This window comes from Streptococcus gordonii (assembly GCF_001553855.1).
GTDB classification, from domain to species: Bacteria; Bacillota; Bacilli; order Lactobacillales; family Streptococcaceae; genus Streptococcus; species Streptococcus gordonii.
Genome location: NZ_LQWV01000002.1, coordinates 111,604 through 136,313, shown reverse-complemented (window position 1 = coordinate 136,313; position 24,710 = coordinate 111,604). Strand labels below are relative to the sequence as shown.

Annotated in this window: 21 protein-coding genes and 1 pseudogene; all 22 read right to left on the bottom strand. The window is 41.4% G+C overall.

Going from position 1 to position 24,710, the window contains the following annotated elements:
* Positions 1–127 precede the first annotated feature (127 nt).
* The 22 genes and pseudogenes from AWH02_RS01925 to AWH02_RS01820 all read right to left on the bottom strand — a co-directional run bounded on the left by AWH02_RS01925 (position 128) and on the right by AWH02_RS01820 (position 24,675).
* Positions 128–2,383 carry a CAP domain-containing protein gene (locus AWH02_RS01925; RefSeq protein ID WP_060553617.1) on the bottom strand — a complete coding sequence of 752 codons (2,256 nt, stop codon included), beginning with the start codon at positions 2,381–2,383 and terminating at the stop codon, positions 128–130.
* 214 nt (positions 2,384–2,597) lie between these two features.
* Positions 2,598–3,518, bottom strand: a complete 921-nt coding sequence (locus tag AWH02_RS01920; protein ID WP_045502906.1) for an aspartate carbamoyltransferase catalytic subunit — start codon at positions 3,516–3,518, stop codon at positions 2,598–2,600.
* A 106-nt stretch (positions 3,519–3,624) separates the two neighbouring features.
* The gene (locus AWH02_RS01915; protein ID WP_060553618.1) at positions 3,625–4,908 is read right to left on the bottom strand and encodes a uracil-xanthine permease family protein; all 1,284 of its coding nucleotides are present in this window, start codon (positions 4,906–4,908) and stop codon (positions 3,625–3,627) included.
* An 8-nt stretch (positions 4,909–4,916) separates the two neighbouring features.
* On the bottom strand, positions 4,917–5,438 hold the full coding sequence (gene pyrR / locus AWH02_RS01910) for a bifunctional pyr operon transcriptional regulator/uracil phosphoribosyltransferase PyrR (RefSeq protein WP_060553619.1): 522 nt from the start codon (positions 5,436–5,438) through the stop codon (positions 4,917–4,919).
* Positions 5,439–5,840: 402 nt separating this feature from the next.
* Complete coding sequence (locus tag AWH02_RS01905) at positions 5,841–6,023, bottom strand: hypothetical protein (RefSeq protein ID WP_223358686.1); 183 nt, start codon at positions 6,021–6,023, stop codon at positions 5,841–5,843.
* Between the two features lie 255 nt (positions 6,024–6,278).
* On the bottom strand, positions 6,279–9,458 hold the full coding sequence (gene carB / locus AWH02_RS01900; protein WP_060553620.1) for a carbamoyl-phosphate synthase large subunit: 3,180 nt from the start codon (positions 9,456–9,458) through the stop codon (positions 6,279–6,281).
* Between the two features lie 23 nt (positions 9,459–9,481).
* Positions 9,482–10,558, bottom strand: a complete 1,077-nt coding sequence (locus tag AWH02_RS01895) for a carbamoyl phosphate synthase small subunit (protein WP_060553621.1) — start codon at positions 10,556–10,558, stop codon at positions 9,482–9,484.
* A gap of 166 nt (positions 10,559–10,724) precedes the next feature.
* A pseudogene (locus AWH02_RS01890) lies at positions 10,725–10,889 on the bottom strand (bifunctional pyr operon transcriptional regulator/uracil phosphoribosyltransferase PyrR); the annotation flags it as partial.
* Positions 10,890–11,149: 260 nt separating this feature from the next.
* A complete protein-coding gene (locus AWH02_RS01885; RefSeq protein WP_060553623.1) occupies positions 11,150–11,782 on the bottom strand; it encodes a Pr6Pr family membrane protein in 633 nt (210 codons plus the stop codon).
* A gap of 7 nt (positions 11,783–11,789) precedes the next feature.
* Positions 11,790–12,128, bottom strand: a complete 339-nt coding sequence (locus tag AWH02_RS01880; protein ID WP_060553624.1) for a zinc ribbon domain-containing protein YjdM — start codon at positions 12,126–12,128, stop codon at positions 11,790–11,792.
* 65 nt (positions 12,129–12,193) lie between these two features.
* Positions 12,194–13,000 carry a pyrroline-5-carboxylate reductase gene (proC, locus tag AWH02_RS01875; RefSeq protein ID WP_045773994.1) on the bottom strand — a complete coding sequence of 269 codons (807 nt, stop codon included), beginning with the start codon at positions 12,998–13,000 and terminating at the stop codon, positions 12,194–12,196.
* 2 nt (positions 13,001–13,002) lie between these two features.
* On the bottom strand, positions 13,003–14,265 hold the full coding sequence (locus AWH02_RS01870; RefSeq protein WP_060553625.1) for a glutamate-5-semialdehyde dehydrogenase: 1,263 nt from the start codon (positions 14,263–14,265) through the stop codon (positions 13,003–13,005).
* Between the two features lie 21 nt (positions 14,266–14,286).
* Complete coding sequence (gene proB / locus AWH02_RS01865) at positions 14,287–15,396, bottom strand: glutamate 5-kinase (RefSeq protein ID WP_060553626.1); 1,110 nt, start codon at positions 15,394–15,396, stop codon at positions 14,287–14,289.
* A gap of 241 nt (positions 15,397–15,637) precedes the next feature.
* Positions 15,638–16,402, bottom strand: a complete 765-nt coding sequence (locus AWH02_RS01860) for a (S)-acetoin forming diacetyl reductase (protein WP_060553627.1) — start codon at positions 16,400–16,402, stop codon at positions 15,638–15,640.
* Positions 16,403–16,858: 456 nt separating this feature from the next.
* Positions 16,859–17,749, bottom strand: a complete 891-nt coding sequence (locus tag AWH02_RS01855; protein WP_060553628.1) for an RluA family pseudouridine synthase — start codon at positions 17,747–17,749, stop codon at positions 16,859–16,861.
* Entirely contained in the window at positions 17,733–18,200 is a 468-nt protein-coding gene (gene lspA / locus AWH02_RS01850; RefSeq protein WP_008808713.1) for a signal peptidase II, read from the bottom strand. The genes AWH02_RS01855 and lspA overlap by 17 nt, the downstream gene beginning before the upstream one ends.
* The gene (locus AWH02_RS01845; protein WP_060954897.1) at positions 18,197–19,105 is read right to left on the bottom strand and encodes a LysR family transcriptional regulator; all 909 of its coding nucleotides are present in this window, start codon (positions 19,103–19,105) and stop codon (positions 18,197–18,199) included. Before AWH02_RS01845 ends, lspA begins: the two co-directional genes overlap by 4 nt.
* 103 nt (positions 19,106–19,208) lie before the next feature.
* On the bottom strand, positions 19,209–20,123 hold the full coding sequence (locus tag AWH02_RS01840; RefSeq protein WP_060553630.1) for a TDT family transporter: 915 nt from the start codon (positions 20,121–20,123) through the stop codon (positions 19,209–19,211).
* A 49-nt stretch (positions 20,124–20,172) separates the two neighbouring features.
* Complete coding sequence (locus AWH02_RS01835; RefSeq protein ID WP_060553631.1) at positions 20,173–21,036, bottom strand: GNAT family N-acetyltransferase; 864 nt, start codon at positions 21,034–21,036, stop codon at positions 20,173–20,175.
* A 94-nt stretch (positions 21,037–21,130) separates the two neighbouring features.
* Entirely contained in the window at positions 21,131–22,087 is a 957-nt protein-coding gene (locus AWH02_RS01830) for an ABC transporter permease (protein WP_060553632.1), read from the bottom strand.
* A 1-nt stretch (position 22,088) separates the two neighbouring features.
* A complete protein-coding gene (locus AWH02_RS01825; protein WP_008808718.1) occupies positions 22,089–23,147 on the bottom strand; it encodes an ABC transporter permease in 1,059 nt (352 codons plus the stop codon).
* A complete protein-coding gene (locus tag AWH02_RS01820) occupies positions 23,140–24,675 on the bottom strand; it encodes an ABC transporter ATP-binding protein (protein ID WP_048775857.1) in 1,536 nt (511 codons plus the stop codon). Before AWH02_RS01820 ends, AWH02_RS01825 begins: the two co-directional genes overlap by 8 nt.
* Between the last annotated feature and the right edge of the window lie 35 nt (positions 24,676–24,710).

Below are 24,710 nucleotides of genomic sequence, written 5' to 3'. Positions count from 1 at the left end.
CTGAAACAGCTTACATTTATTATTATACTCCAATATTTTTCAAAGTCAAGCATTTTCTTTCATTTTCTATCACAGAAGAATATAAAAAAAGAGGATGAAATTAGATCTCAAACCTCTTTGTTAATTTTTAGGATTTTCTTCTAAATCGCTTAAGAGCAACACCAGCAAGTCCAAAGAATCCAGCTACCGCAGCTATAATTCCTATTTGCTCAGTTTTTACTCCTGTAGCAGATACGTTTTGTTTTGCTTTAGAAGACTTATCTTGTGTTTGGTGTATTGCTTCACCCTGATAGACGTTTTTAGCATCAACAGGCTGATCTTTAGCAGTTTCTTTAGCTGCATTCTTAGCTCTTAATTGATTGTGTTTAGCTTCTAATCTAGCATGAACTTCTTGATAGAGTTCCAAAAGACTCTCTTCAGCTTTGTATTTTGTTTCTTTTGCGGCAAGATCAGCTATGGCTGATGCAACTGCCTTACGAGCCTTAGAAAGCTGTTGAGGAGCTTGTGATAATTGTTTAGCTCTTTCTTGAACTTGTTTCAAGCGAATTTGAGAATCAATTAATTGCTTTCTTGCTTCAATTGTATTAGCTTTAGTTGAGTGCAAAGCAGCTCTTAAAGATTCAAGTTTTGAGCTTTCTGCAGCTAATTTTTCTCTTGCTAAATCTAAAGCCAATCTCTTAGGTTCTAACTCCGCTTCATATCTTCTAGTTGCATTTTCAAGAGCTAACTGTTTGTCAGCAGTGTTTCTTGCAGCAGCTGCTACACGATCTTGAGCGTTCAGTAGTTGATATTGAGCATTTGCTAAAACTTGCGCTTGGTCATTTGATTGTGACTGAAGATCATTTAGTTGACTGTTTAAAATACCAGCTCTTACTTCGCGATTTGTTTTTTCAACTTTTAAGGCAGCAATATCATTTCTTAAAGTAGCGTATTTTTCGTTTGTATTAGTCCGTGCTTGGCGTGCACTAGCTAGCAAGTTTTCGTAATCAGCTAGACTCATCAAGGTTCCGTTTTGCAAGCGTTGGTTTAAGTTTCCTACTTGATGGAAACCAACTGTTGCAGTTCCGTTTGTTGAGCTATACTGATTAGGAACAGAGTTATAAGATGCAGAAATTGCAGTTGCTTTATTGTCCAACATTTGCAAGTAATGACCAACTCTTGCGAATTCAGCAGCACCAATTTTCATATAAATATCATTGGCATCCAACTGAGATTCGTCAGTTGGTAAGTTATAGCGTGCGGCAATCTCTTGGTACAATGTTTTTTCACTATACCAAAAATCAACTGATGCTTGAGGCGTAAAGCTAATAGCCACATTTTCATTTTTTATATACTTAAACATGTGGCGACCATTTTGCTCGAAAAAGGCTGATTGAATTTGACTGGCAACATTTGCATATGGATCAACATATAATGGAGGTAATCCTGCCTGTGCTCGATAGTTATTTATCGCTCGAATTACTTCAACAGCTTTTAAATTATTTTCAAGAGTAGCTGAGCTGGTAGAGTCGCTACCAACTGTTAACCCATCTTCAGCTTGGGACCGTTTGTATAAAGCGAGTGCGTTGGCTGCAGCATCTCTAATTTCTTGAGTTGCTCCTTGGCTTTGCAAGTTTTGAAGAAGTTCTTGATAGGTATTAGCTGCTTGTGTTGTTGTTTCAGTTTGGGGTGTATTTGCCAGTTCAGCTTCTTTTTGATTAATAGCAGTCTGAATCTGGTTGATTTCATTTTGGTTTGTTTGGATAGCCTGCTCAAGATTAGCTGTATTACTTGGTGAATTTGCAATGTTTTGCTGAACAGCTGCAAGATTAGCTTGCTTGGCTGCAAGTTCTTGATTCGCTTGTTCTTCTTCTGCCTTAGCTTGAGCTAGTTCTTGTTCTTCTCTAACGATAGGAGCTTTCGCTTCGTTATATTCTCTCTCGGCAACGTCTACCAAAGTCCGTTGTCCGACAACGACATTTTCCTGTTGTTGAACTGCTTGTTCTGAAGGAAGTTCTTGACTTTGCGAGTTGTTTAATGAAGCTTGATTTGCATTTACTTCAGCTTCAGCTTTACTTACTTCTGCTTTAGCTTCTGCGACAGCCTCTGGACTAGCTTCTTTGTTGACTTCTTTCGCTTGATTGAGCTGAGCTTGAGTGTTTTGATTTGCTTCCTGAGCTTTCTCAAGTTCATCTTTAGCTTTTTCAACAACATCTTTCTGAGCATCTACTTGTGCTTTTGCCAGATCTTTCTGAATTTCTGTCACTTCAAGATCATTTTGCTCTGATCGTTGAGATGGTTTTGTTAACTCATCAGCATTTACATGATTTCCCACAACTCCTGAAATCAAAGTGGTTGCTGCAATCCCTGTTGCAACAACTGATTTTCCTAATTTCTTTTCCATTTCTCTCTCCAAATCCTCCTAATTTTTATATTGATATTTATTCATACCACTTCGCTTGACTCATTCTATCATGTCTTTGTGAAAAATAAAGATAAAATTCGTTTCGTTTTCATAGCTTTTTGATTACAATTTGATGACTATTTGCAAATGTAAATTATTTGCTTGAAATAATTAAAAAATCAGACTAGATGCCTGATTTTTAGGTTATATCTTATCATTTTTCGCGTCCTTTTAGAACAGCTTCGATAATTGCCATTCTGACAAAAACTCCGTTTGTCATCTGTTCAACAATACGTGATTTTGGTGCTTCGACTAAGTGGTCAGCGATTTCCACATCGCGGTTAACTGGAGCTGGATGCATCAGAATCGCTGTATCTTTCATACGGTCGTAACGCTCTTGTGTCAGACCATGAAGTCTATGGTAGTTTTCTTTAGAAAAGATTGACTCATAATCATGGCGTTCATGCTGAACACGCAAGAACATCATAACATCTACTTTGTCAATAACTTCATCGATCGTTACAAATTCACCATAGTGAGAAAATTCCTCACTTCTCCATTCTTCTGGTCCTGCAAAATAAAGCTCTGCTCCCAATCGCTTAAGAATCTGCATATTGGATTTAGCCACTCGTGAGTGGTCAAGGTCACCAGCAATTGCAACCTTGAGTCCTTCAAAGTGTCCAAATTCTTGATAAATGGTCATCAGATCCAGCAAGCTTTGGCTTGGGTGCTGACCTGAACCATCTCCACCGTTGACGATAGATGTTGTAATGGTTGGGCTTTCCACTAGCTCTTTGTAATAGTCTACTTCTGGGTGGCGAATGACACAGATATCAACTCCGAGTGCGGACATAGTTAAAATCGTATCATATAGGGTTTCACCTTTGTTGACAGAACTGGTTTTCACATCGAAATCCAATAGGTCGCAACCCAATTTCAATTCTGCTACTTCAAAGGCTTTGTGGGTTCTTGTTGAAGGTTCGAAGAAAAGATTGGCCACGATATGTTGTTCGTCATAGTTGGCTTTTGCTCCATTTTTAAATTCAATTCCTCGTTTGATCAAGGCCATAACTTCTTCGTTTGACAAAGTTTCCATTGAGACAAGGTTTTTAAGAGCGATTTGATTAGATGACATGATAAGATCTCCTTTGTGATAATGATTAGAGCTCTATTTCAATTTTGCCTTAGAGATAAATTGAAATAAATTAATGTTGAACAGTTTAATAAATCAGATGTCTGACCTAATTCTTAGGTTCAGGCAGGACAAGATAGAGGACGATTCCCAAGATAGTTGACAAAGCTACACCCGAGATTTGAAGACCTGACAGTTGCAAGGTCAGGCCACCGATACCAGAAACCAATATGACACTGGCAATCAGTAGATTCTTTTTGTTATCAAAATTTGTCTGTGCTTCTATGAGAATTTTAAGTCCACTTGAGGCAATTACACCGAAGAGTGCAATGGAGATTCCACCTAAAACTGGGCTCGGGATGGATTGGAGTAAAGCCGAAACTTTTCCAACAAAACTCATGATGATGGCAAGGACTGCTGCACCTGCTATCACATAGACACTGTAAATTTTATTAAGTGCCATGACTCCGATATTCTCTCCGTAGCTAGTCACTGGAGGAGCTCCGAAAAGTCCTGCAATAATCTGAGCCAGACCATCACCAGTCAAGGTTTTATCTAAGCCTGGATCTTTGAAGAAATCTTTTCCTGTCAAGCTATTTAGTACCATGACGTGACCAAAGTGCTCTGTCATAGTTACAAAGGCGATAGGTGCCATGGTTAAAATCGCACTAGGGTAAAATTTTACATCATAATCTAAGAAAGGAAGGCTCATTGGTGGAAGGTGGAACCAAGATGCTTCACCAACCTTTGCAAATGAGACAATCTCTTGCCCAGTTATTGCACCAAGAATTAAACTAAAGAAGTATCCAACTATCAAACCTAGTAAGACAGGAATGATACCGATAATTTTTTTACCATATATGTTAAAGAGAATGACTGCTAACAAGGTCACCATTCCAATAGTGAAATAAGTTAAATCATAAACCTTTTCACCATTAGCTCCTGTCTTATTCATAACATCACTAACAGCTGTTACGGCCAAACTCAGACCAATGACCATGATAATTGGTCCTACAACTACAGGAGGTAGGATTTTATCAATCCAGGCGTTTCCAGCAAACTTAACAATCATGGCTACGATAAAGTAGACCAAACCGCCTGTGATAGCTCCTTGTGCTACCGCTCCGATACCATCTGTTTTCATCAGTAATTGCATGGCTGCTATATAAGCAAAGCTGGATCCCATATAGGCTGGTATCTTATACTTGGTAACTGTGAGGTGTGCTAGGGTTCCCAGGCCACTTGAGAATAAGGCAACTGCTGGATCAATCCCTACTAAGATTGGTACTAGAACAGTCGCGCCAAACATGGCAAACAGATGCTGGAAGGATAAGCCTAAAAGTAAACCTGGCTTTGGCATATCGTGGACATCATATTTTACATCTTGATTCATATAGATTATTATTCCCCCTTTATCAAAATACGATCCTGACCATCAGTTTCGGTCATTTCTACAATGATTTCTTCTGTTCTACTAGTTGGAATATTTTTCCCAATATAGTCAGTTCTAATTGGTAATTCCCGATGGCCCCGGTCAACCAAGACTGCTAGGCTAACGCGCGAAGGTCTACCGTGGCTTACGAGATTGTCAATGGCCGCCCGAATGGTACGACCTGTGTAGAGAACATCGTCGATCAGAATCACCTGACGGTCAGTAATATCTACAGGAATTAAAGTTGTATCTGCTTCCTGACTCTTTTTGTCATCTCTAAAAGGTTTTGTATCAATTTCAGCTACTGGAAGGTCAATTTGCTCCAATTGGGCTAAACGTTTTTGAATACGATGAGCCAAGTGAACTCCCCGAGTTTTGATTCCAGCCAAGACTACTTGGTTCAATTCTTTGTTACGTTCGATGATTTCATAAGTAATCCGTGTGATTGCACGGTTCATAGTAATATCATCAACAACTTCTTTAGTTTTCATGAATACCCCCTTAAACCAATAAAAAAGTCTCCTTTTTCAAGGAGACTACAGAATAATTTGTTGGGCATGCAAAACAAGACGCACCTGTATACACTCAACCCAATTTTTACTGGCTCCTTGTCTACCTCTCTGGATAGAATTAAAGGATTATTTAATTGTTAATACTTTAACACAATTTCCAAACAATTTCAAGAATTAAATTCAAATTTTAAGCAAAAAATAGATTGTTTATCCAAGAACTTCTTCTTTTTCTCGTTTTTTATGTATGTCTCCTTTTTTCTCAGTGGTTAGAGACTCCTTCTCATCAATGATTTGCAAAGAATTTCCATCTTCCGCCTCATATCTTGGCATGTCTTTAGAAGGTGCTTCTCCTTTAAGTTCATCAGCATTTCTTTCTTTAGCTTACTTGTTATTGTCAATGTTACCACACTGAATATCAGGGAAATGCTGGGCCATTGCTTTTGGAATTTTATTTTCATTTGATTCAAGATCTGCTTTGGGGACATGATTGTCGCTGACATTGATTAAAGTTACAATCTTATTTGGTTTCTGAAGTGCTAGAGTTATGATTTTATTCTTGTCCATATCCAAATTATCTAAAGAAGTAAATTGATTAATTCCTTCCAAGTTTTTCAGCCTATTCTGACCCAAGTTTAAATTTTTCAAGGGAGGCTGAGGGTGGCTAGAAACCAAAATAAAGAAAAAAGAAGCAGGATACTTTCCCGCTTACTCTTTGCTTTTAATTCCAATATATTCGAAAAGATTATTTACTATTTTCATTCAACTATGGTCTAAGCTGATACAGAAAACATCATTTCCATTGCTGGAATAGCTACAGCACTATATCGCTTCTGTAGTGAAACTACGGCTTTCAAGCACCTTTAGCATGGCATCGGCAGTGTCCAAGGCGGTGAAGAGTGGTACTCCATGCTCAATAGCTGAGCTACGGATAATTTGACCATGCTTATCTGCTGTTCGTTTCGTTCCGACTGTGTTGATAATAGCCTGAACCTTGCCTTTGCGGATATAGGCTGGGATGTCCTTGTCATCATCACTGCCGATTTTTTCCACCAGACGGACGTGTAGGCCGTGATTTTCAAAATAAGAGGCTGTTCCCTTGGTTGCCCAAATACCATAGCCAATATTGGCAAAACGCTGAGCCAGCTGCAAGGCTTCTTCCTTGCTATCGTCTGCGATAGTAAAGACAACATTGCCAAAGTTTGGCAAATGGAGATAGGAAGCCTCAAAAGCCTTGTAGAGTGCTTTTTCGAGCGTTCGGTCACTACCCATGACTTCGCCGGTAGACTTCATTTCAGGTCCCAAAAGACTGTCAACCTTCGCCAGCTTGGTAAAGGAGAAGACTGGCGCCTTGATATGAACCATGGAACTTTCTGGATGAAGACCGTCTTCATAGCCCAGCTCTGCCAGACTTTCTCCAAGGATCAAACGAGTCGCTACTTGCGCCATCGGAATATCAGTCACCTTGGACAAGAAAGGAACAGTCCGGCTGGCCCGTGGATTGACCTCAATGACATAGACCTGCTCATCCTTGATGACGAACTGAATATTCATCATACCAATACAGTTGAGTCCTAGAGCCAAGTGTTTGGTATAGTCTGCAATGGTATCCTTGACTTTCTGCGATAGGGTTTGCGGCGGATAAGCCGCCATGGAATCCCCTGAGTGAACCCCTGCCCGCTCGATATGCTCCATAATCCCAGGAATCAAGACCTGACGGCCATCTGAAATGGCATCCACCTCGCACTCATCCCCAACAATGTAAGAATCCACCAAAACCGGATGGTCTGGACTGGCCTTAACCGCTGTCCGCATATAAGAGCGTAGATCTGCTTCGTTTTCTACTATTTCCATGGCACGGCCACCCAAGACATAGGAAGGGCGCACCAGGACTGGGAAGCCAATCTTACGAGCAGCCTCTACTGCTTCCTCTTCATTAGTAGCCGTCTGACCCGGCGGCTGCGGAATATCCAGCTCCTTCAGCGCTTGCTCAAAGAGGTCCCGATCCTCAGCACGATCCAAGTCCGCCACTTGAGTTCCTAAAATCTTCACACCAGCCTTAGAAAGTGGCTCTGCCAGATTAATGGCTGTCTGCCCGCCAAACTGAACGATAACCCCCTTAGGCTGCTCCAGCTCAATGACATTCATGACATCTTCAAAGGTCAGCGGCTCAAAATAGAGCTTGTCAGAGACAGAAAAGTCAGTTGATACAGTCTCTGGATTGCTGTTCATGATAATCGCTTCGTAGCCAGCTGCCTGAATAGCCTTTACAGAATGAACCGTCGCATAGTCAAACTCGACCCCTTGCCCGATTCGGATAGGACCAGAACCCAGCACTAGAACAGATTCCTTGCTGGAATTGACAGATTCATTTTCAAAGCCATAGGTAGAGTAGAAATAAGGCGTCGCAGACTCGAACTCAGCAGCACAGGTATCCACCATCTTGTAAACCGGAACAATCTTCTGCTCCTGCCGGATGCGACGCACCTGCTCAGCTGTCATGTCCCACAAGGTTGCAATCTTAGTATCCGCAAAGCCATTTTGCTTGGCTTTCTTAAGCACATAGTTATCTCCGATATGACTGGCCAGTTCCTGCTCAATTTCGTAAATATGGAGCAACTTATCCAGGAAAAAGACATCAATCTTGGTCAGCTCCGCAATTTCATCCGGACTGTAACCACGGCGAATAGCATCTGAGATGTAAAAAATCCGGTCGTCTTGCGCCTTGACAATCTTCCTCATCAGCTCGTCATCGCTTACTTGACTGAGAGCAGGCAGCTCGTTGTGGTCCACACCAACTTCCAGAGAGCGGCAGGCCTTTAGCAGACTCTCCTCGATATTGCGGCCGATAGCCATGACTTCCCCTGTCGCCTTCATCTGGGTTCCCAGACGGCGCTCACCTTGCTCAAATTTATCAAAAGGAAAGCGTGGAATCTTAGCGACCACATAGTCCAGAGCCGGCTCAAACATAGCATAAGTAGAACCTGTCACCGGATTGATGATTTCATCTAATGTAAGCCCGACCGCGATTTTAGCCGCCAGCTTGGCAATTGGATAGCCAGTCGCCTTAGAGGCTAGGGCTGATGAGCGGGAAACCCGAGGATTGACCTCAATGACATAGTACTTAAAGCTATTCGGATCCAGAGCCAGCTGCACATTACAGCCACCCTCAATCTTCAGGGCTCGAATAATCTTGAGACTGGCGTCCCTCAGCATCTGGTATTCATGGTCTGAGATAGTCTGACTAGGTGCAAAGACGATAGAATCCCCTGTGTGGATGCCGACTGGATCAAAGTTTTCCATATTACAGACGACCAGCGCATTGTCGGCACCATCTCGCATAACTTCGTATTCGATTTCCTTAAAGCCTGCTATGGAGCGCTCGATCAGACATTGGGTAACAGGAGAGAGTTTGAGGCCGTTTTCTGCGATTTCCTGCAGCTCTTCTTCATTGCTACAGATACCGCCACCAGTTCCTCCCAGCGTAAATGCCGGGCGGACAATGACTGGATAGCCGATACCAGCCGCAAATTCCAGTGCTTCATCAACTGTATTGACAATTTCTGACTCAGGGATGGGCTGGCCAAGTTCTTCCATCAGCTGCTTGAAAAGGTCCCGATCTTCCGCTTGGTCGATAGCTGACAGCTTGGTTCCTAATAGTTCTACTCCCAGCTCTTCTAAAAGCCCTGACTTGGATAATTCCATAGCCATATTGAGTCCGGTCTGGCCGCCCAGAGTAGGCAGAAGAGCATCCGGCCGCTCTTTACGCAAAATGCGAGCAACAAACTCTAGCGTGATAGGCTCAATATAAACTCGGTCTGCAATTTCCTTGTCTGTCATGATGGTTGCTGGGTTAGAATTAACCAAAACAACACTGTAGCCCTCTTCTTTCAAGGACAGGCAAGCCTGAGTCCCAGCATAGTCAAACTCCGCGGCCTGACCGATAACGATAGGACCAGAACCGATGACCATAATTTTCTGTATATCTTTACGTTTTGGCATAGTGTACCTCTCAATCTTGCTTCCTAGTATGCCTGATGGGCATCCATCATTTCCATAAACTCATCAAAGAGATAGTCTGCATCATGCGGTCCCGGCGCAGCATCTGGGTGGAACTGTACAGAAAAGGCAGGATAATCCCGATGGCGCACACCTTCGACAGACTTATCATTGATTTCTTCATGGGTCACAATCAGGCATTCTGGAAACCCGTCACGACTGACTGCATAGCCGTGATTTTGACTGGTAAAGTCAACTCGGCCTGTCGCAATTTCACGAACCGCGTGATTGAAGCCACGGTGGCCGAACTTCATCTTATGCGTCTTTGCACCGTTTGCCATGGAGAAGAGCTGATGTCCCATACAGATTCCAAAAATTGGAATCTTGCCTTGAACACCGCGAATCATGTCCAAAGCCTCCGGTACATCTTCTGGATTTCCAGGTCCATTTGACAACATAACCCCGTCAGGATTAAGCTGGAGAATTTCCTCAGCGCTGGTATTATAAGGTACCACTGTCACGCTGCAATTGCGTTTGGCTAACTCCCGCAGGATAGAATGCTTGAGACCAAAGTCCACCAATACCACGTTTCGACCAGTTCCCGGAGCAGGATAAGACTGCTTGGTAGAAACCTGCTTAATGTTATCAGTTGGCAGAACTATAGACTGAAGCTGGTCTTGTAAACGCTCAATACTACCATTCGCGTTGGCAATGGTTGCCCGCATAGTTCCATGTTGGCGTATAATCTTAGTTAGTGCCCTTGTATCAATCCCTGATATTCCTGGTATCTTCTTGATTTTGAGGAACTCATCCAAAGACAATTGCTGACGCCAATTGCTAGCACGTCGTGCATACTCATAGACCACAACTCCCTTACAGGTCGGCAGAATAGATTCATAGTCGTCCCGATTGACACCATAATTTCCAACCAAGGGATAAGTAAAGGTCAAAATCTGGCCGTTATAAGACTGATCCGTAATTGATTCCTGATAGCCTGTCATGCCCGTGTTAAAGACGATTTCGCCTGTTACGAGAAGATCTGCTCCAAAAGCTTCCCCTTCGAAAATCATGCCATTTTCTAATATTAAAAGTCTCTTTACCATTGTTCCCTCCTGTCTAAGATGCAGACCACCTATGACCATCCACATAAGAAATATAATAATAGGGAGTAGGATTGCTTCGCATAGCTTCACCCACTCCCGGCTCACTGTCCGAGATTATTGTCGTCCTTTCAGAACTGCTTCAATAATAGCCGTTCTGACAAAGACACTGAGCCAGTCGCTTCTGAATTCGATAAGCCAAGTGAACCCCACGAGTCTTAATGCCAGCCAAAACAACTCGGTTTAGGTGCTTGTTGCGCTCAATGATTTCATAGGTAATCCGCGTAATCGCACGATTCATGGTGATGTCATCAACAACTTCTTTTGTTTTCATTCATTCCTCCTCAAACAACAGAAAAAGCCTCCTCATACAAGGAGACCTCAGAAAAATCTAATCAGGCAAGCTAAAACAAGACGCACTTGCTTACACTCCACCCATCTTTTTACTCGCTCCTTGTCTATCTCTCTGGATAGAATTAAAGGATTATTTAATTGTTAATACTCTATCACAAATTAAAAACTAATTCAAGAAAAAAATGTATTTTTATGCATAGGTAATCACAAAATTGTGTTTAATTTATCATTTGTCTCTTTTTAAGAAGTCCTCTTCTTTGAAAAAGAGAACGATTTTACACCGTAAAAGATAAATCCAAAGACCAGATAGGCTACAAAGATGATTAAGCACATCTTGATGACATATGGCCATTTGTGTTTAAAGACATTTAGAAAAAAGTAAGGAAACGGATTGTCCTTGGATCTTGGAATATCAATCTTGAGAAAAAAACCGTTAATCAGTGAAAAAATCATGTAAATCAAAGGGACGTTTGTCCAAGAAATCGGATCAAACCAACGGTATTGACGTGCCTTGTCAAAAACTAAAGTATCCAAAAGAAAAGCAAGTGGAACTATATAATGACAAAGGAAATTCTCTAAACGATAAAAGTCTGTCGCAATTGGGGCCAGTAAAAGATGGTAAACCACGCAAGTAATCATGATAGACATGGTTACACCACCCTTAACTCTAAGTACTCCTGCTGACTGCCATTTATCATCTGTTCTTGTCATGAGATAGATAAGGTAGCCAGTAAAAAGCAAAACTAAAAGATTTGACAGGACTGTATAATACATGAGCATACCCCAACCATATTTAGATATTTCGAGATATACTCCGAGAAAGCTTAGAAAAAAGAGTATGATACGATATGCAAAAATCAATCTACGATTCATACTTACCTCAGATTTTCTTTACAAACTCTGACTTGAGCTTCATCGCACCGAAGCCGTCAATCTTACAGTCGATATTGTGGTCACCTTCTACAATGCGGATATTTTTCACGCGTGTACCTTGCTTGAGATCCTTAGGTGCACCTTTGACTTTTAAGTCCTTGATTAGGGTAACAGTGTCACCATCAGCCAACCTATTGCCATTGGCATCAATAGCTACCACTCCTTCTTCTACCTCTTGATCTTCAGCTGGATTCCATTCATAAGCACATTCTGGGCAAATTAAAAGTGCACCATCTTCATAGACATATTCTGAGTTACATTTTGGACAATTTGGTAAAGTGTTCATTATTTTCTCCATTTTAAAAATATACTGATTTATTATACTCTATTCTGCGACTTTTGACAAACTGGTTAGGATTTTTTTCCTAATTCCTGTGTCCTCTTGTAGGCAGCTTGAACGGCATCCATGACCGTTCCTCGAAAGGCATTTTCTTCCAGACTAGCTACCCCGGCGATGGTCGAACCTGCCGGACTGCAGACATGGTCTTTGAGCTGGGCAGGATGTTGCCCACTGACCTGACTTAGCTTTGCAGCGCCTAAAAGAGTCTGGTTGGCAAGCTCAAGCGATATATCGCGACTGAGCCCCGCTCGAACACCAGCATCCGCTAAAGCTTCTATAAAGAGATAAACGAAGGCTGGTCCACAGCCAGCAAGAGCAGTCGCTGCATCCAACTGTTTTTCCTCTAGTCTGACCAAAAGACCAGCAGAAGACAGAAGCTCACGCAACAAATCTTCGTCTACTTGATTCGCCTGCTGGGATAAGGCGTAGGTAATAACACCCTCACCTACGGCTACTGGTGTATTAGGCATGATCCGAATCCAACGATGGTGGCTAGGTGTTAATTTTTCTAATAGCACCAAAGGCAAACCAGCAGCCATCGAAACCAGTAAAATAGACTCACGTTTTTCTAGAATCTCCTGATACTCAGCCAGCAAGTCAGTAAATTGAGCCGGTTTGATGCCCAGAAAAATCACTTCTGCCTGAGCAAAAACTTCTGCATTACTGACAGGCTGGCCACCAACTTCCGCAGCAATCTTTTCAGCCTTGTCACGACTGCGATTGGCTAGTAGTAATTCGTTTCTGTATCTTTCATCTTGGGCAACTAGGCGAGCGAGACTGCCACCCATATTTCCCAGACCGATAAATCCAATTTTCATCATTATTTCCTCACTTGACCAGTTCCTTGGATGACGTATTTATAACTGGTCAACTCTTTCAGCCCCATAGGACCTCTGGCATGCAGTTTTTGAGTAGAAATCCCCATTTCACAACCAAGGCCAAACTGACCGCCGTCTGTAAAACGGGTTGAGGCATTGACATAAACTGCCGCACTATCCACCTGCTCTGTGAAGTATGCTGCCACTGCAACGTTCTCCGTCACAATGGCATCCGAGTGATGGGTGCTGTGAGCTTCAATATGCTCCACCGCTTCTTCCGGCGAGGAAACTACCTTGACCGCTAAGACATAGTCCAAAAATTCGGTATCAAAATCTTCCGGTCTAGCTTGTGTTCCTGAGATATACTGAGCTGCTTTCTCATCCAGACGTAGTTCAACAGGGTTGTCTTGTGCCTTCTCACGATCTGTCACCAAAATCTTTTGTAAACGTGGCAAAAAGTCAGCTGCAATCTCTTCATGAACCAGCAGTACCTCCATGGCATTGCAGACAGAGGGGCGACTGGTCTTGGCATTCTCGATAATCGCCAAAGCCTTGTCCTGATCAGCGTCTTTATCTACATAGATATGAACAATTCCAGTACCTGTTTCGATAACCGGCACAGTCGCATTCTCCACGACCGCCTGAATCAGTCCCGCACCTCCACGAGGAATGAGCAAATCCAGATAGCCCTTGGCCTTCATCATGGCCTGGGCGGAAGCCCGACTGGTATCAGAAACCAACTGGATACAATCCGGTGAAATCTTCGTCTGAGCCAAACCTTCTTTCAAAGCTGTGACAATGGCTAGCGCTGTCTGATAGGCATCCTTGCCGCTTCTGAGGACGACTGCACTACCACTCTTTAGAGCCAGAGCTGCTGCGTCAGAGGTGACGTTAGGCCGGCTTTCGTAGATAATCCCAATCACGCCCATAGCCACCCGCTTTTTACTGATGACAAGGCCGTTATCAAGCTCGGTCCTTTCCAAGACTTGCCCTACAGGATCCTCCAAGTCAATCAACTGGCGAATGCCCTCTGCCATGGTAGCAATCCGCTCCTCGTCCAGATAGAGGCGGTCCAGCATCACATCTGAAATCTTACCTTTAGCTGCGATCATATCCAATTCATTAGCTGCTAAAATGTCCACACGAGAAAGCCAGAGCTGCTTTGCCATTTCTTCCAAAGCATGGTTTTTCTCAGGCGTTGTGGCCGTATTGATCGTCTTCTTGACTTTCTGAACCTTTTCAAAAGTCGCTTGTGTTGAGGTCATCGCTTCTCCTTTCCTCGTCTTCTAAAATTCTGCAAATAAATCATTCAACTCCGGTGTCAGAGAAATCCAGTCATCCCGATGAATGACAACACCTTTAGGTTTATTGGACTTGAGCATATCTTTCAGAGCTGACTTGCCAAAACGCACGCGCCCTTTACCAAGAATAACTCGGCTGCCTTCCTCGTAAACTGTCACTGTATCCTGATAGGTAAAGCTCCCCGATACAGATACAAGTCCGGATACCAACAAACTTTTTCCCTTATTTCTGAGAGCGTCGGCTGCTCCTTTGTCTACATAGATTTCCCCTTGACTTTTAGCATAGAAAGCCAACCATTGCTTCTGCGTTTTTAGACCTTTTTCCTGGGCCAAAAAGAGACTGCCATCCTTGGTCTTCTCCGCAGCTTCCAGCAGAGCATCAGTCTTGAGTGAAGAGCAGATATAGACCGGAACGCCAGACATGGTCGCAAGAGTTGCTGCTTTTATCTTTGTCAGCATACCACCAGTCCCGTTGCTCGTTCCTGCACCGCCCGCCATATCAATCAACTCAGAGCTAATCTTCTCAATCTTTTCCAGTCGACGAGCATCTGGATTGATAGAGGGATTGGCCGTGTAGAGTCCATCGACATCTGTCAAGAGCACTAGGAGGTCCGCCTGAACCATAGCTGCCACCTGAGCACTCAGTGTATCATTATCCCCGACCTTGAGCTCCTCGATAGCCACCGTGTCATTTTCATTGATGATAGGAATAGCACCGCGATTCAGCAATACAGACAAGGCCTGATGAGCATTCTTGTAACGCCTCTTATCTGCAAAATCATCCTGCGTCAAAAGAATCTGAGCAGAAATGATTTGCTTCAAAAGAAGATTAGTTGTATATTCCTCTAGAAGCAAACCCTGTCCAACAGCAGCTGAAGCCTGTTTGTCAGCCACCTTGGTCGGTCGCTTTTTAAAGCCCAGAGAAGAAAAACCTGCCGCAACAGCTCCTGATGAGACCAAGATTAACTCATACCCCGCCTCATGGAGGAGTGCCAACTGCCGAGTAATTTCCTTTACCTTGGCGCGTGACAGACTGCCATCTGCGTTGGTCAACGATGAAGTCCCCACCTTAAATACGATTCGCTTTGCTTTCATTTCCTTTTCCTTCACTGCTAGATTGTCTTATTATACCACGATTTACAGAAAATAAAAACGACCGCGATTGAAGCGATCAAAGGGTTGAGAGAGGTTATTTCACTTGAAAAGTATACAGTAACCTTTAAATAACTATTCGTCTAGTTTAAAACCAAACTTTGATAAATGGATTTAACTAACTAAAACCTTTTTTAAAACACGTAAAAAACTGCGATCAAACGATCACAGTTTTGAACGAATCTTAGTGGAATTGCATACCACCATCAACGATAATGGTTTGACCAGTAATGTAGTCTGAATCAGGCCCTGCTAGGAAGCTAACCGCGGCCGCAACATCTTCTGGTTCAGAGAGACGTTTCAACGTGATATCTTTAGCGAATGTTTGCATACCCCACTCATCATCTTTACCAGCATTTTTTCCGACTTCATGAGCGATATCAAACATCATCGGTGTCTTCACGATACCAGGTGCATAAGCATTAACTGTGATTCCAGAATCAGCCAAATCACGCGCTAAGGTTTGAGTGATTCCACGAACCGCAAATTTCGTACCACCGTATACTGTCAAATTTGGATTTCCCACAACACCTGCCTGAGATGTAGCGTTGATAATCTTACCACCATGACCAAGTGCCTTAAATTGTGCTTGAGCAGCTTGTGCTCCCCAAATGACACCACCTACGTTAATGGCAAAAGTACGTGTAAATTGTTCTTCCGTGATGGTATCGAGTGGGGTTGTTGGTGCTACACCAGCATTGTTAACAACAACATTCAAATCTCCAAAATGATCAACAACCTTTTGGAAGGCAGTGGCTACTTCAGCTTGTTTAGACACATCTGCAACTACAGCAAAGGTCTTAGTAGCAGACAACTCTGCAACAGCCTTTTCAACAGTTTCAGCATTATAGTCCAATAGTCCGACCTTAAATCCATCTTGAACCAAACGTTTTGCAATCGCAAAACCAATCCCTTGACCTGCACCTGTAACAATAGCAACTTTTGACATATGTTTCCTCCTTGGTATCCGTGATACCGCGACACGTTCATATTTGAACAGCAAAAAGTTTACAAGTTAGTCATGGCAAAAAATTTCATTATGAAACTTCTGTCAGAGCTATGCTACGATTATACAACTATGTGAAAACTGTGTCAAACTTTTGCAGTTTTATAGATTATTGATAAATACTATGATAGATCTTGTGGCGGGTATATTAGGAACTTGTAGCATTACTTTAATTTTTTTGGTTATGATATTTTGGGATAATGCACAGTTCCGGTATGTTATAACCAAACTATCTTGATTAGACTTGATTGGGCTAAACTCCAATTAATAGATATTCAGGTGATTGGGAAATTTAACTTGGCTCATGAATAATTCTTCTCAATATAGCAAAAAACAGTCTCAAGGTAGTTTCAAAAGCTCCGATGGACTGTTTTGTATTTTAATAATGAATGCACTCGATTATTCTTGTCGCAGTTTTTTCAAGGTTTCTTGGAAAATAGCTGGCACTTCAGCTGTAAATTCCAGTACCTCACCAGTTCGAGGATGGGTAAAGCCCAGCGTTCGCGCGTGCAGAAACTGGCCATGTCCTTTCAACGTCTTACGTGGTCCATAGACCTCATCTCCAGCCACAGGGTGCCCAATGTAGGCCATATGAACACGGATTTGATGAGTTCGACCTGTTTCCAGTTGAAGCTCAACCAAGCTAAAGTCACCAAAACGTTCCAAGACTTGGAAACGCGTTAGAGCTGGCTTACCTTTAGCCGTCACAGCCTGCTTCTTGCGGTCTTTTTCACTGCGGCCAATCGGAGCCTCAATCACTCCACGGTCGTTAGGTAGATTTCCATGAACAATAGCCCAATACTTGCGTAGGGATTTCTTATCCTTGAGCTCATCAGCCAGAGCCACATGAGCTTGGTCATTCTTAGCAATCATGAGAAGCCCTGAAGTGTCCTTGTCAATCCGATGGACAATCCCGGGCCGGAGAACACCATTGATGCCAGACAGGTCTTTGATGTGATACATAAGAGCATTGACTAGAGTGCCACTAATATGACCTGCAGAAGGATGAACTACCATTCCCTGAGGTTTATTGACAACTGCCACGTCCTCATCTTGATAGACGATTTCTAATGGAATATCCTCAGGAACATACTCAACTTCCTCAACCTCTGGTAGTTCATAAGAGATGACATCGCCCTCTTTAACAGTGTACTTAGCTTTTTTTACCAAGCCATTCACTAAAATCTTGCCTGTCTTAATTTGCTCGTTAGCTAGGCTTCTTGACAAATCAGTTAAATCAGCAACGGCTTTATCTAAACGCGCCCCAGCCTGCTCAACTTTCACTTCCATTAGTTTCTTCCTTTATGATGACTAGGAGCATGATTAAAACTCCAAAAGTTAGATAGGTATCCGCAACATTAAAGACTGCAAAATTGATAAAATCAACTTGGAACATATCGACAACAAAACCTTGGCGCAAGCGATCAATAAAATTACCTAAACCACCTGCAATAATCAAGGTCAACCCACTGATAAGCCAAAATGAACCTTTTATATTTTTTATCAAATACCAGATCGCTCCACCAATCACAAGGAGTGTGATAATTGTAAAAAGCCACTGCTGATTCTCTAAAATAGAAAAAGCAGCTCCTGTGTTTTGGAGATATGTTAGGCTCATGATTGAAGGAATAAATCCTTTGACCTCACCTAATTTGATATTGCTGACAACAGCCCACTTAACCAACTGATCTAAAATAATCAGCAAGCCAATCGTAAGGGGAATGGTTATTTTTCTTCTCATACTTTTCTCTTCTTCTCAAAATATTCTTTCATAACAGCTACAAATGCCTCTCCAACTTGAGATAGTTCAACCTCAGACCGTTTGACATACACCATCTTATTATCCAGTGCATCCTTGACAGGAATCACTGTAATGCCATTCACACTATTACTATCCAAGAAACCTGATCCAGTCGCATAGGCATCTGTTCTTTCTAAAATACCATTCAATGTAGCGCGGTCGGTCACATTAAACATCTGGGAACTAGCGCTGGTATCCACCAAGTTTTCAGAATAATAGAGATACTCATCTTTTTCTTGAGTAAATCGAACGGTAGGTAGGTCAGTCAAATCATCCATAATCAATTCTTTTTTATTGGTCAGCGGATGATCCTCCCTTAGATAAATATGCGTCTGGAAAGGAATGAGCTCAATAACTTCTAAACCAAGCTTGTCTATTTTTTGCATAATTCCCTTAGTGTTCTGATTGTTAAGATAGATGATTCCTATCTCGCTATGACCTTGGGCTACTTCATCTAGAATTTGGACGGTAGTCGATTCAAAAATCCGAAAATTCTTATATGCTGGATATAACTGAGAAAACTCTGTGATAAGAGGGGGTAAGAAATCATAGTGCTGACTAGCAATAGAAAATTCGTCCTTTTCTTCCTCGGGATTAGCATATTGGTTTTGGAAAATATCAAAGCCTTTTACCAATTCCTGAGCCCGTTCATAGAACTCCATTCCTCGACGAGTTAAAAAGGTACCACTACTAGTTCTCCGAAAAATCTTAAAACCAAGCTCTTTTTCTAAATCACGCACAGAAATGGAAAGACTCGGTTGGCTGACATACATTTTTTCTGCCGCTTCTCGAAAAGTTCCGCTATTTGCAATAGTAACCACATATCGTAATTGTTGAATATTCATTTTATCTTCCTCATATAAAGTATTGATATTATACCATAAATTCACACTTTCATAAAGAAACGGAGGGTCTCCAAACTAGAGATCCTCTTTTCCATTATTCTGTTTATTCAAATATGTCTTTCAAATACAAAAAAGTTACTCTTAGAACGACAACTAAAGCTATTAGCACTTCACATACGTAAAAGATTTGTCCAGTGATTCCTATATCAAAATGCAATAAAAAAGCTTTCAGGGCCATTGCAGAAATCACTAAAGGAAAAGTAAAGGCGGAAAATCCTACAGAAAAAGATCTTCTAAAAAGAGTAGGAAGTTGATATAGGATAAAGAAATAAAGCACCTGTCCAAGTATGATGAGGAATAAGAGCAAAAGATTGTTTGGGTTTGGGAAACTAGCGACATAAGCTGCTGTTATCAATGAAATTGGAGCGCAAATTGTCGTCATATTTGGAAGAGTTGCTTCTGCCAGTCCAATTTTAAAAGTCTTATAGAAAACAATTGGCAAAACTAAAATGGAAGCAAGAAGACAATACCAAAAAATTATCTGTCCTAGCCAGTATTGATGAGATACAAAAATTGTCAAAGGAGCTACACCAATTCCTACAAATAGAACAGTCCAAGAAGGATAAATATTTTCCCACTTGAAGGGAATAACAAATGAACAAATGTAATAAACCATCAATAGAATTAGACCAATCAAACTAATCCACCAAAGGAACGAAGCCAAGAACATGGTCCAAGCTCCTAAAAATGTCCAACTAGCCAGATAACCTGAAATCAACATCCCTTGCATGAAAAAAGTCGGAAAGACAGAAGCAATAAGAGGATCTCTTAACTGATTTCTGACCAACTTTCTGTATGAGACCATACCAAATATAAGGTGAATAAAAAAGAGAACTGCTAGTCCTGCAAAAAAATAACGTAAGATTTGGCTCCAACTTCCAACCAAGTTTCCAATGGCTAACAAACCTAAAACAAGACCGGATTGGACCAATAAGGGTTCTCTTCTCTTTATTTTCATAAATCACTCTCCAAGAAAGGGTAAAGTTAAACTAACCAAGGCCTTTTTATTAATTATCTTTTCTTTCCAAGTAAACTATTTCTGACTTTTTCTCAAAGCCCAACCTTTGATATAATCTCAAGGCGCCAGAATTTACAACTTCAACAACTATTTGACAAAGTCGGCCATTGATTTCATGTAAATCGTTTAGAATATATTTGACCAGATAGGACCCTAATCCTTTGCCTTGATACCCTTTTTCCACAGCCAAACCAAATAAGTAATTTGTTCCTAAGCTGATATCTACAGAACAAGATGCACGAACTCTTCCATCCTTGCGTAAAACATATAAGCGACAAGTTTCATCAAGTACAGCCTCTCTGGCATACTTTTCCGCACAAGTCAATGTACTACCAAACTCTTGCGATTGGAAATTTGCAATGTCACTAATTAAACTTAGGTCTGCTAAAGCGACTTCTATATCTGAAAGATCCTCAAAATAGAATTGACGAGAGTCCTGTTCCAGCCAAATCTCATTCTCTTCTAGGTTAGTAGAATATTCATTCCAAAAATCTGGATGTTGATCTAAAAAATTAGTTTCTGAAACATAATAGACATCAATAAGCTGATAACGCTTTGCGATCTTCTTAAATTCACTCAGTAGTGCCTTAGCGATGCCTTGACAGCGATAAGCAGGAGCAACGTAAATAGAGACTTCTGCTTCATGTGGTTCATCAGCATATATCGTTAGAAAGCCAACCAAAGCCTCGTCCTCAAAAGCTAAGACAAAAGCAGGCATGTTGGGATTGTCATTATAATTGCTGTCTAAATATGGAATTCTATATGTCTGATCTACTTGGTTACATTCTTTTACAATAGCCAAAGCAGCATTCTTTTCTTTATCAGACAATTGAACTCTTACTTGTATATTCATCTTACACTCCTAAATTGTTATGGACATTATACCACATAATACAATTTTCCTCTCCATAAAACAAAAAAGAAACAGGAAAAATTCCTGTTTCACTTTATTTAGATTTGATATAGTTAATACCATCCGCCTTAGGTGCAACAGCTTTTCCGAAGAAGAGTGCTAGGACAAGAATTGTCAAAACGTAAGGAGCAATCTGCAAGTAAACCGCTGGAACATGAGATAGAAATGGTAATTGACTTCCGATAACTGCTAAACTTTGAGATAATCCAAAGAAAAGACTTGAAAGCATTGCTCCAATTGGATCCCATTTACCAAAGATCATAGCTGCTAGAGCAATGAAACCTGGTCCAATGATTGTTGTTGCAGCAAAGTTAACTGAGATTGATTGTGCGTAGATCGCTCCACCGACACCACCGAGGAATCCAGAAATTATTACTCCCCAATAGCGCATCAGATAAACATTAATTCCCAGTGTATCTGCAGCTTGTGGATGTTCACCAACAGAGCGAAGACGAAGACCAAATTTCGTCTTAAACATGATGAACCAAGCGACAAAGGCAAAACCTACAGCCAAGTAACCCATCAGACTAGTGTGCTTGAAGAAGATATCTCCAATAACAGGGATATCAGACAGGATTGGGAAATTAAATTTACCAAAAGAAACTCGAATGTTATCAGTTTGACCTTTTCCGTAAAGAGCTTTTACTAAGAAAATTGCCAAGGCAGGGGCCATCAAGTTCAAAACTGTACCACTGACAACATGGTCTGCACGGAAGTTGATAGTAGCAACTGCATGGATAAGCGAGAAAATAAGACCGACTACTCCACCGACCAAAAGGGCCAACCAAGGTGTTAAACTACCGAAAGTACTTTCAAACGTAAGGTTGAAAACAACACCTGAGAAAGCACCCATTACCATGATACCTTCAAGTCCCACGTTAACAACACCTGAATGTTCAGAGAAGGCACCACCAATACTAGTGAAAACCAAAGGAGCTGCATAAATAAGCATTGACGACACTAACAAATTTAGCATTGAGACAAAATTCATCTTATTTACCTCCCTTTTCTTGTTTGCGTGGTTTGATAAAACGTTCAATAATGTAATGAACACTTACAAAGAAGATGATAGATGCTGTTACGATGCTGACCAATTCAGAAGGAATGGTTGCAACATTCATACCTGGAGCTCCAACTTGAAGTACTGCAAATAGGAAGGCTGCAAAAGGAATTCCCACTGGAGAATTACTTGCAAGAAGACTAACTGCCATACCATTGAAGCCAACGCTTAATGAGCTACCTTGAACATAAACGTTTTGGAATGTACCAAGTCCTTCTACTACACCTCCGACACCAGCAAGGGCACCAGAAATGATCATTGAAAGGATGATTGTACGTTTTGCTGACATACCGGCATACTCACTTGCATGTGGATTGATACCAACTGAACGAATTTCAAAACCAAGTGTAGTTTTCTTAAGAAGGAACCATACAAGAACAACTGCAATAATTGCAAAGAAGATTCCGATGTTCATCCGCGAATTATTGGTCAAGGCACGCAACCATTCTGTTTGATAGGTGGCATTAGGACCTACAGTGATACTAGAATCCACACTCTGCATGACAGATTTCGGGAAACTATGGATAAAGGCATTACCAACATATAGAACGATATAGTTCATCATGATCGTTACAATGACCTCTGATGTTCCAAGGTAAGCACGTAAAATACCAGGAATCGCACCAATAATACCACCTGCTACAATACCAAGGAATACAGTCATGATGAGCATAAGTGGGCGCGGTAAATTTGGAAATGATAGGGCAAACCAACCGGCAGTAATCCAGCCGGCCAAAGCTTGACCAGGCAAACCAACGTTGAAGAAGCCAGCTCTACTAGCCACTGCAAAACCAAGGGCGATCAAGATCAGTGGTCCCATTGCACGAGAGATTTCTCCCAAACTTCTTAGAGTACCAAAGGCTGTTTTGAAAAGTTCTTCATACCCCCAAATAGCATCGTAGCCAAAAATCCACATGATAATCGCACCGAGTAAAATCCCGAGAACGACAGAAATCAAAGGAACGGCAATCTGCTGTGTTTTCTTAGACATTAGAATCTCCCTTCTTTAGTTCTCCTCCGGCCATCAAAATACCAAGTTCTTGTTTATTGGTTTCAGCTGGCGTAACGATACCCTGAATTTTACCGTCATGAATAACAGCAATTCTATCAGATAAATTGAGAATTTCATCCAATTCAAAGCTGACAACAAGAACAGCTTTTCCTTTATCACGCTCACCAATCAAACGTTTATGGATGTATTCAATCGCACCAACGTCTAAGCCACGTGTAGGCTGACTAACAATTAGAAGGTCTGGATCACGGTCTACTTCACGAGCAATAATTGCCTTTTGCTGGTTTCCTCCAGATAGAGCTGATGCAGGAACATAATCATTTGCCGCACGAACATCGAACTCTTCCATCAGTTTACGAGCATAATTATGAATATTAGTATAATTCAAAATACCATTCTTGCTCAGTGGTTCTTTATAGTAAGTTTGTAAAGCGATATTTTCAGAAATAGTCAAATCAAGGACCAAACCATCACGGTGGCGGTCTTCAGGAACGTGACTGACCTTCATTTCCGTAATCTTACGAGGAGGCAAGCCAACTACGTCCTTACCTTTGATATTAATAGTTCCTGACTTAACTTTACGCAAACCAGTAATCGCTTGAATTAATTCACTTTGTCCATTTCCGTCAATTCCAGCAATACCAACAATTTCACCTGCACGAACATCAAGTGATAAATTCTTGACAGCTGGAATACCACGGTTTTCATTAACAACTAAATCTTTGATTGAAAGAATTACTTCTTTTGGTTGAGGAGGATTTTTTTCTGTTGTAAATGAAACAGAACGTCCTACCATCATTTCAGCTAGATCTTGGTTTGTAGCACCAGCAATCTCAACCGTTTCAATACTTTTACCACGACGAATAACTGTAACACGATCAGAAACTGCACGAATTTCATCCAACTTGTGCGTAATCAAAATAATCGATTTCCCCTCTTTGACAAGGTTCTTCATAATGATCATCAATTCGTCGATTTCAGCTGGTGTTAATACAGCTGTTGGTTCGTCAAAAATAAGGATGTCAGCACCACGATAAAGAGTTTTTAAGATTTCAACCCGTTGTTGAGCGCCGACTGAAATGTCTTCGATTTTTGCAGAAGGATCTACGGCAAGTCCATATTTTTCAGATAATTCTTTTATCTCTTGGATTGCTTTTTTGATGTCTAGAACACCATTCTTAGTAATTTCACTTCCTAAAATAATATTCTCGGCAACAGTAAATGCTTCGACCAGCATAAAGTGTTGGTGCACCATTCCAATACCTAAAGAGGCTGCTTTCGACGGTGAGTCTAGTTTAACAACTTGCCCATTTACTGCAATTTCACCACTAGTAGGCTCAAGCAATCCAGCCAACATATTCATCAAAGTAGATTTACCTGCTCCGTTTTCTCCTAAAAGAGCATGAATTTCACCACGACGAAGATGAAGGTTAATTTTGTCATTTGCAACAAATTGTCCAAAGATTTTGGTAATCTCCCGCATTTCGATGACATTTTCATGTGTCATTGTGATCCCATCCTTTCAAAACTTTTATTTCAATA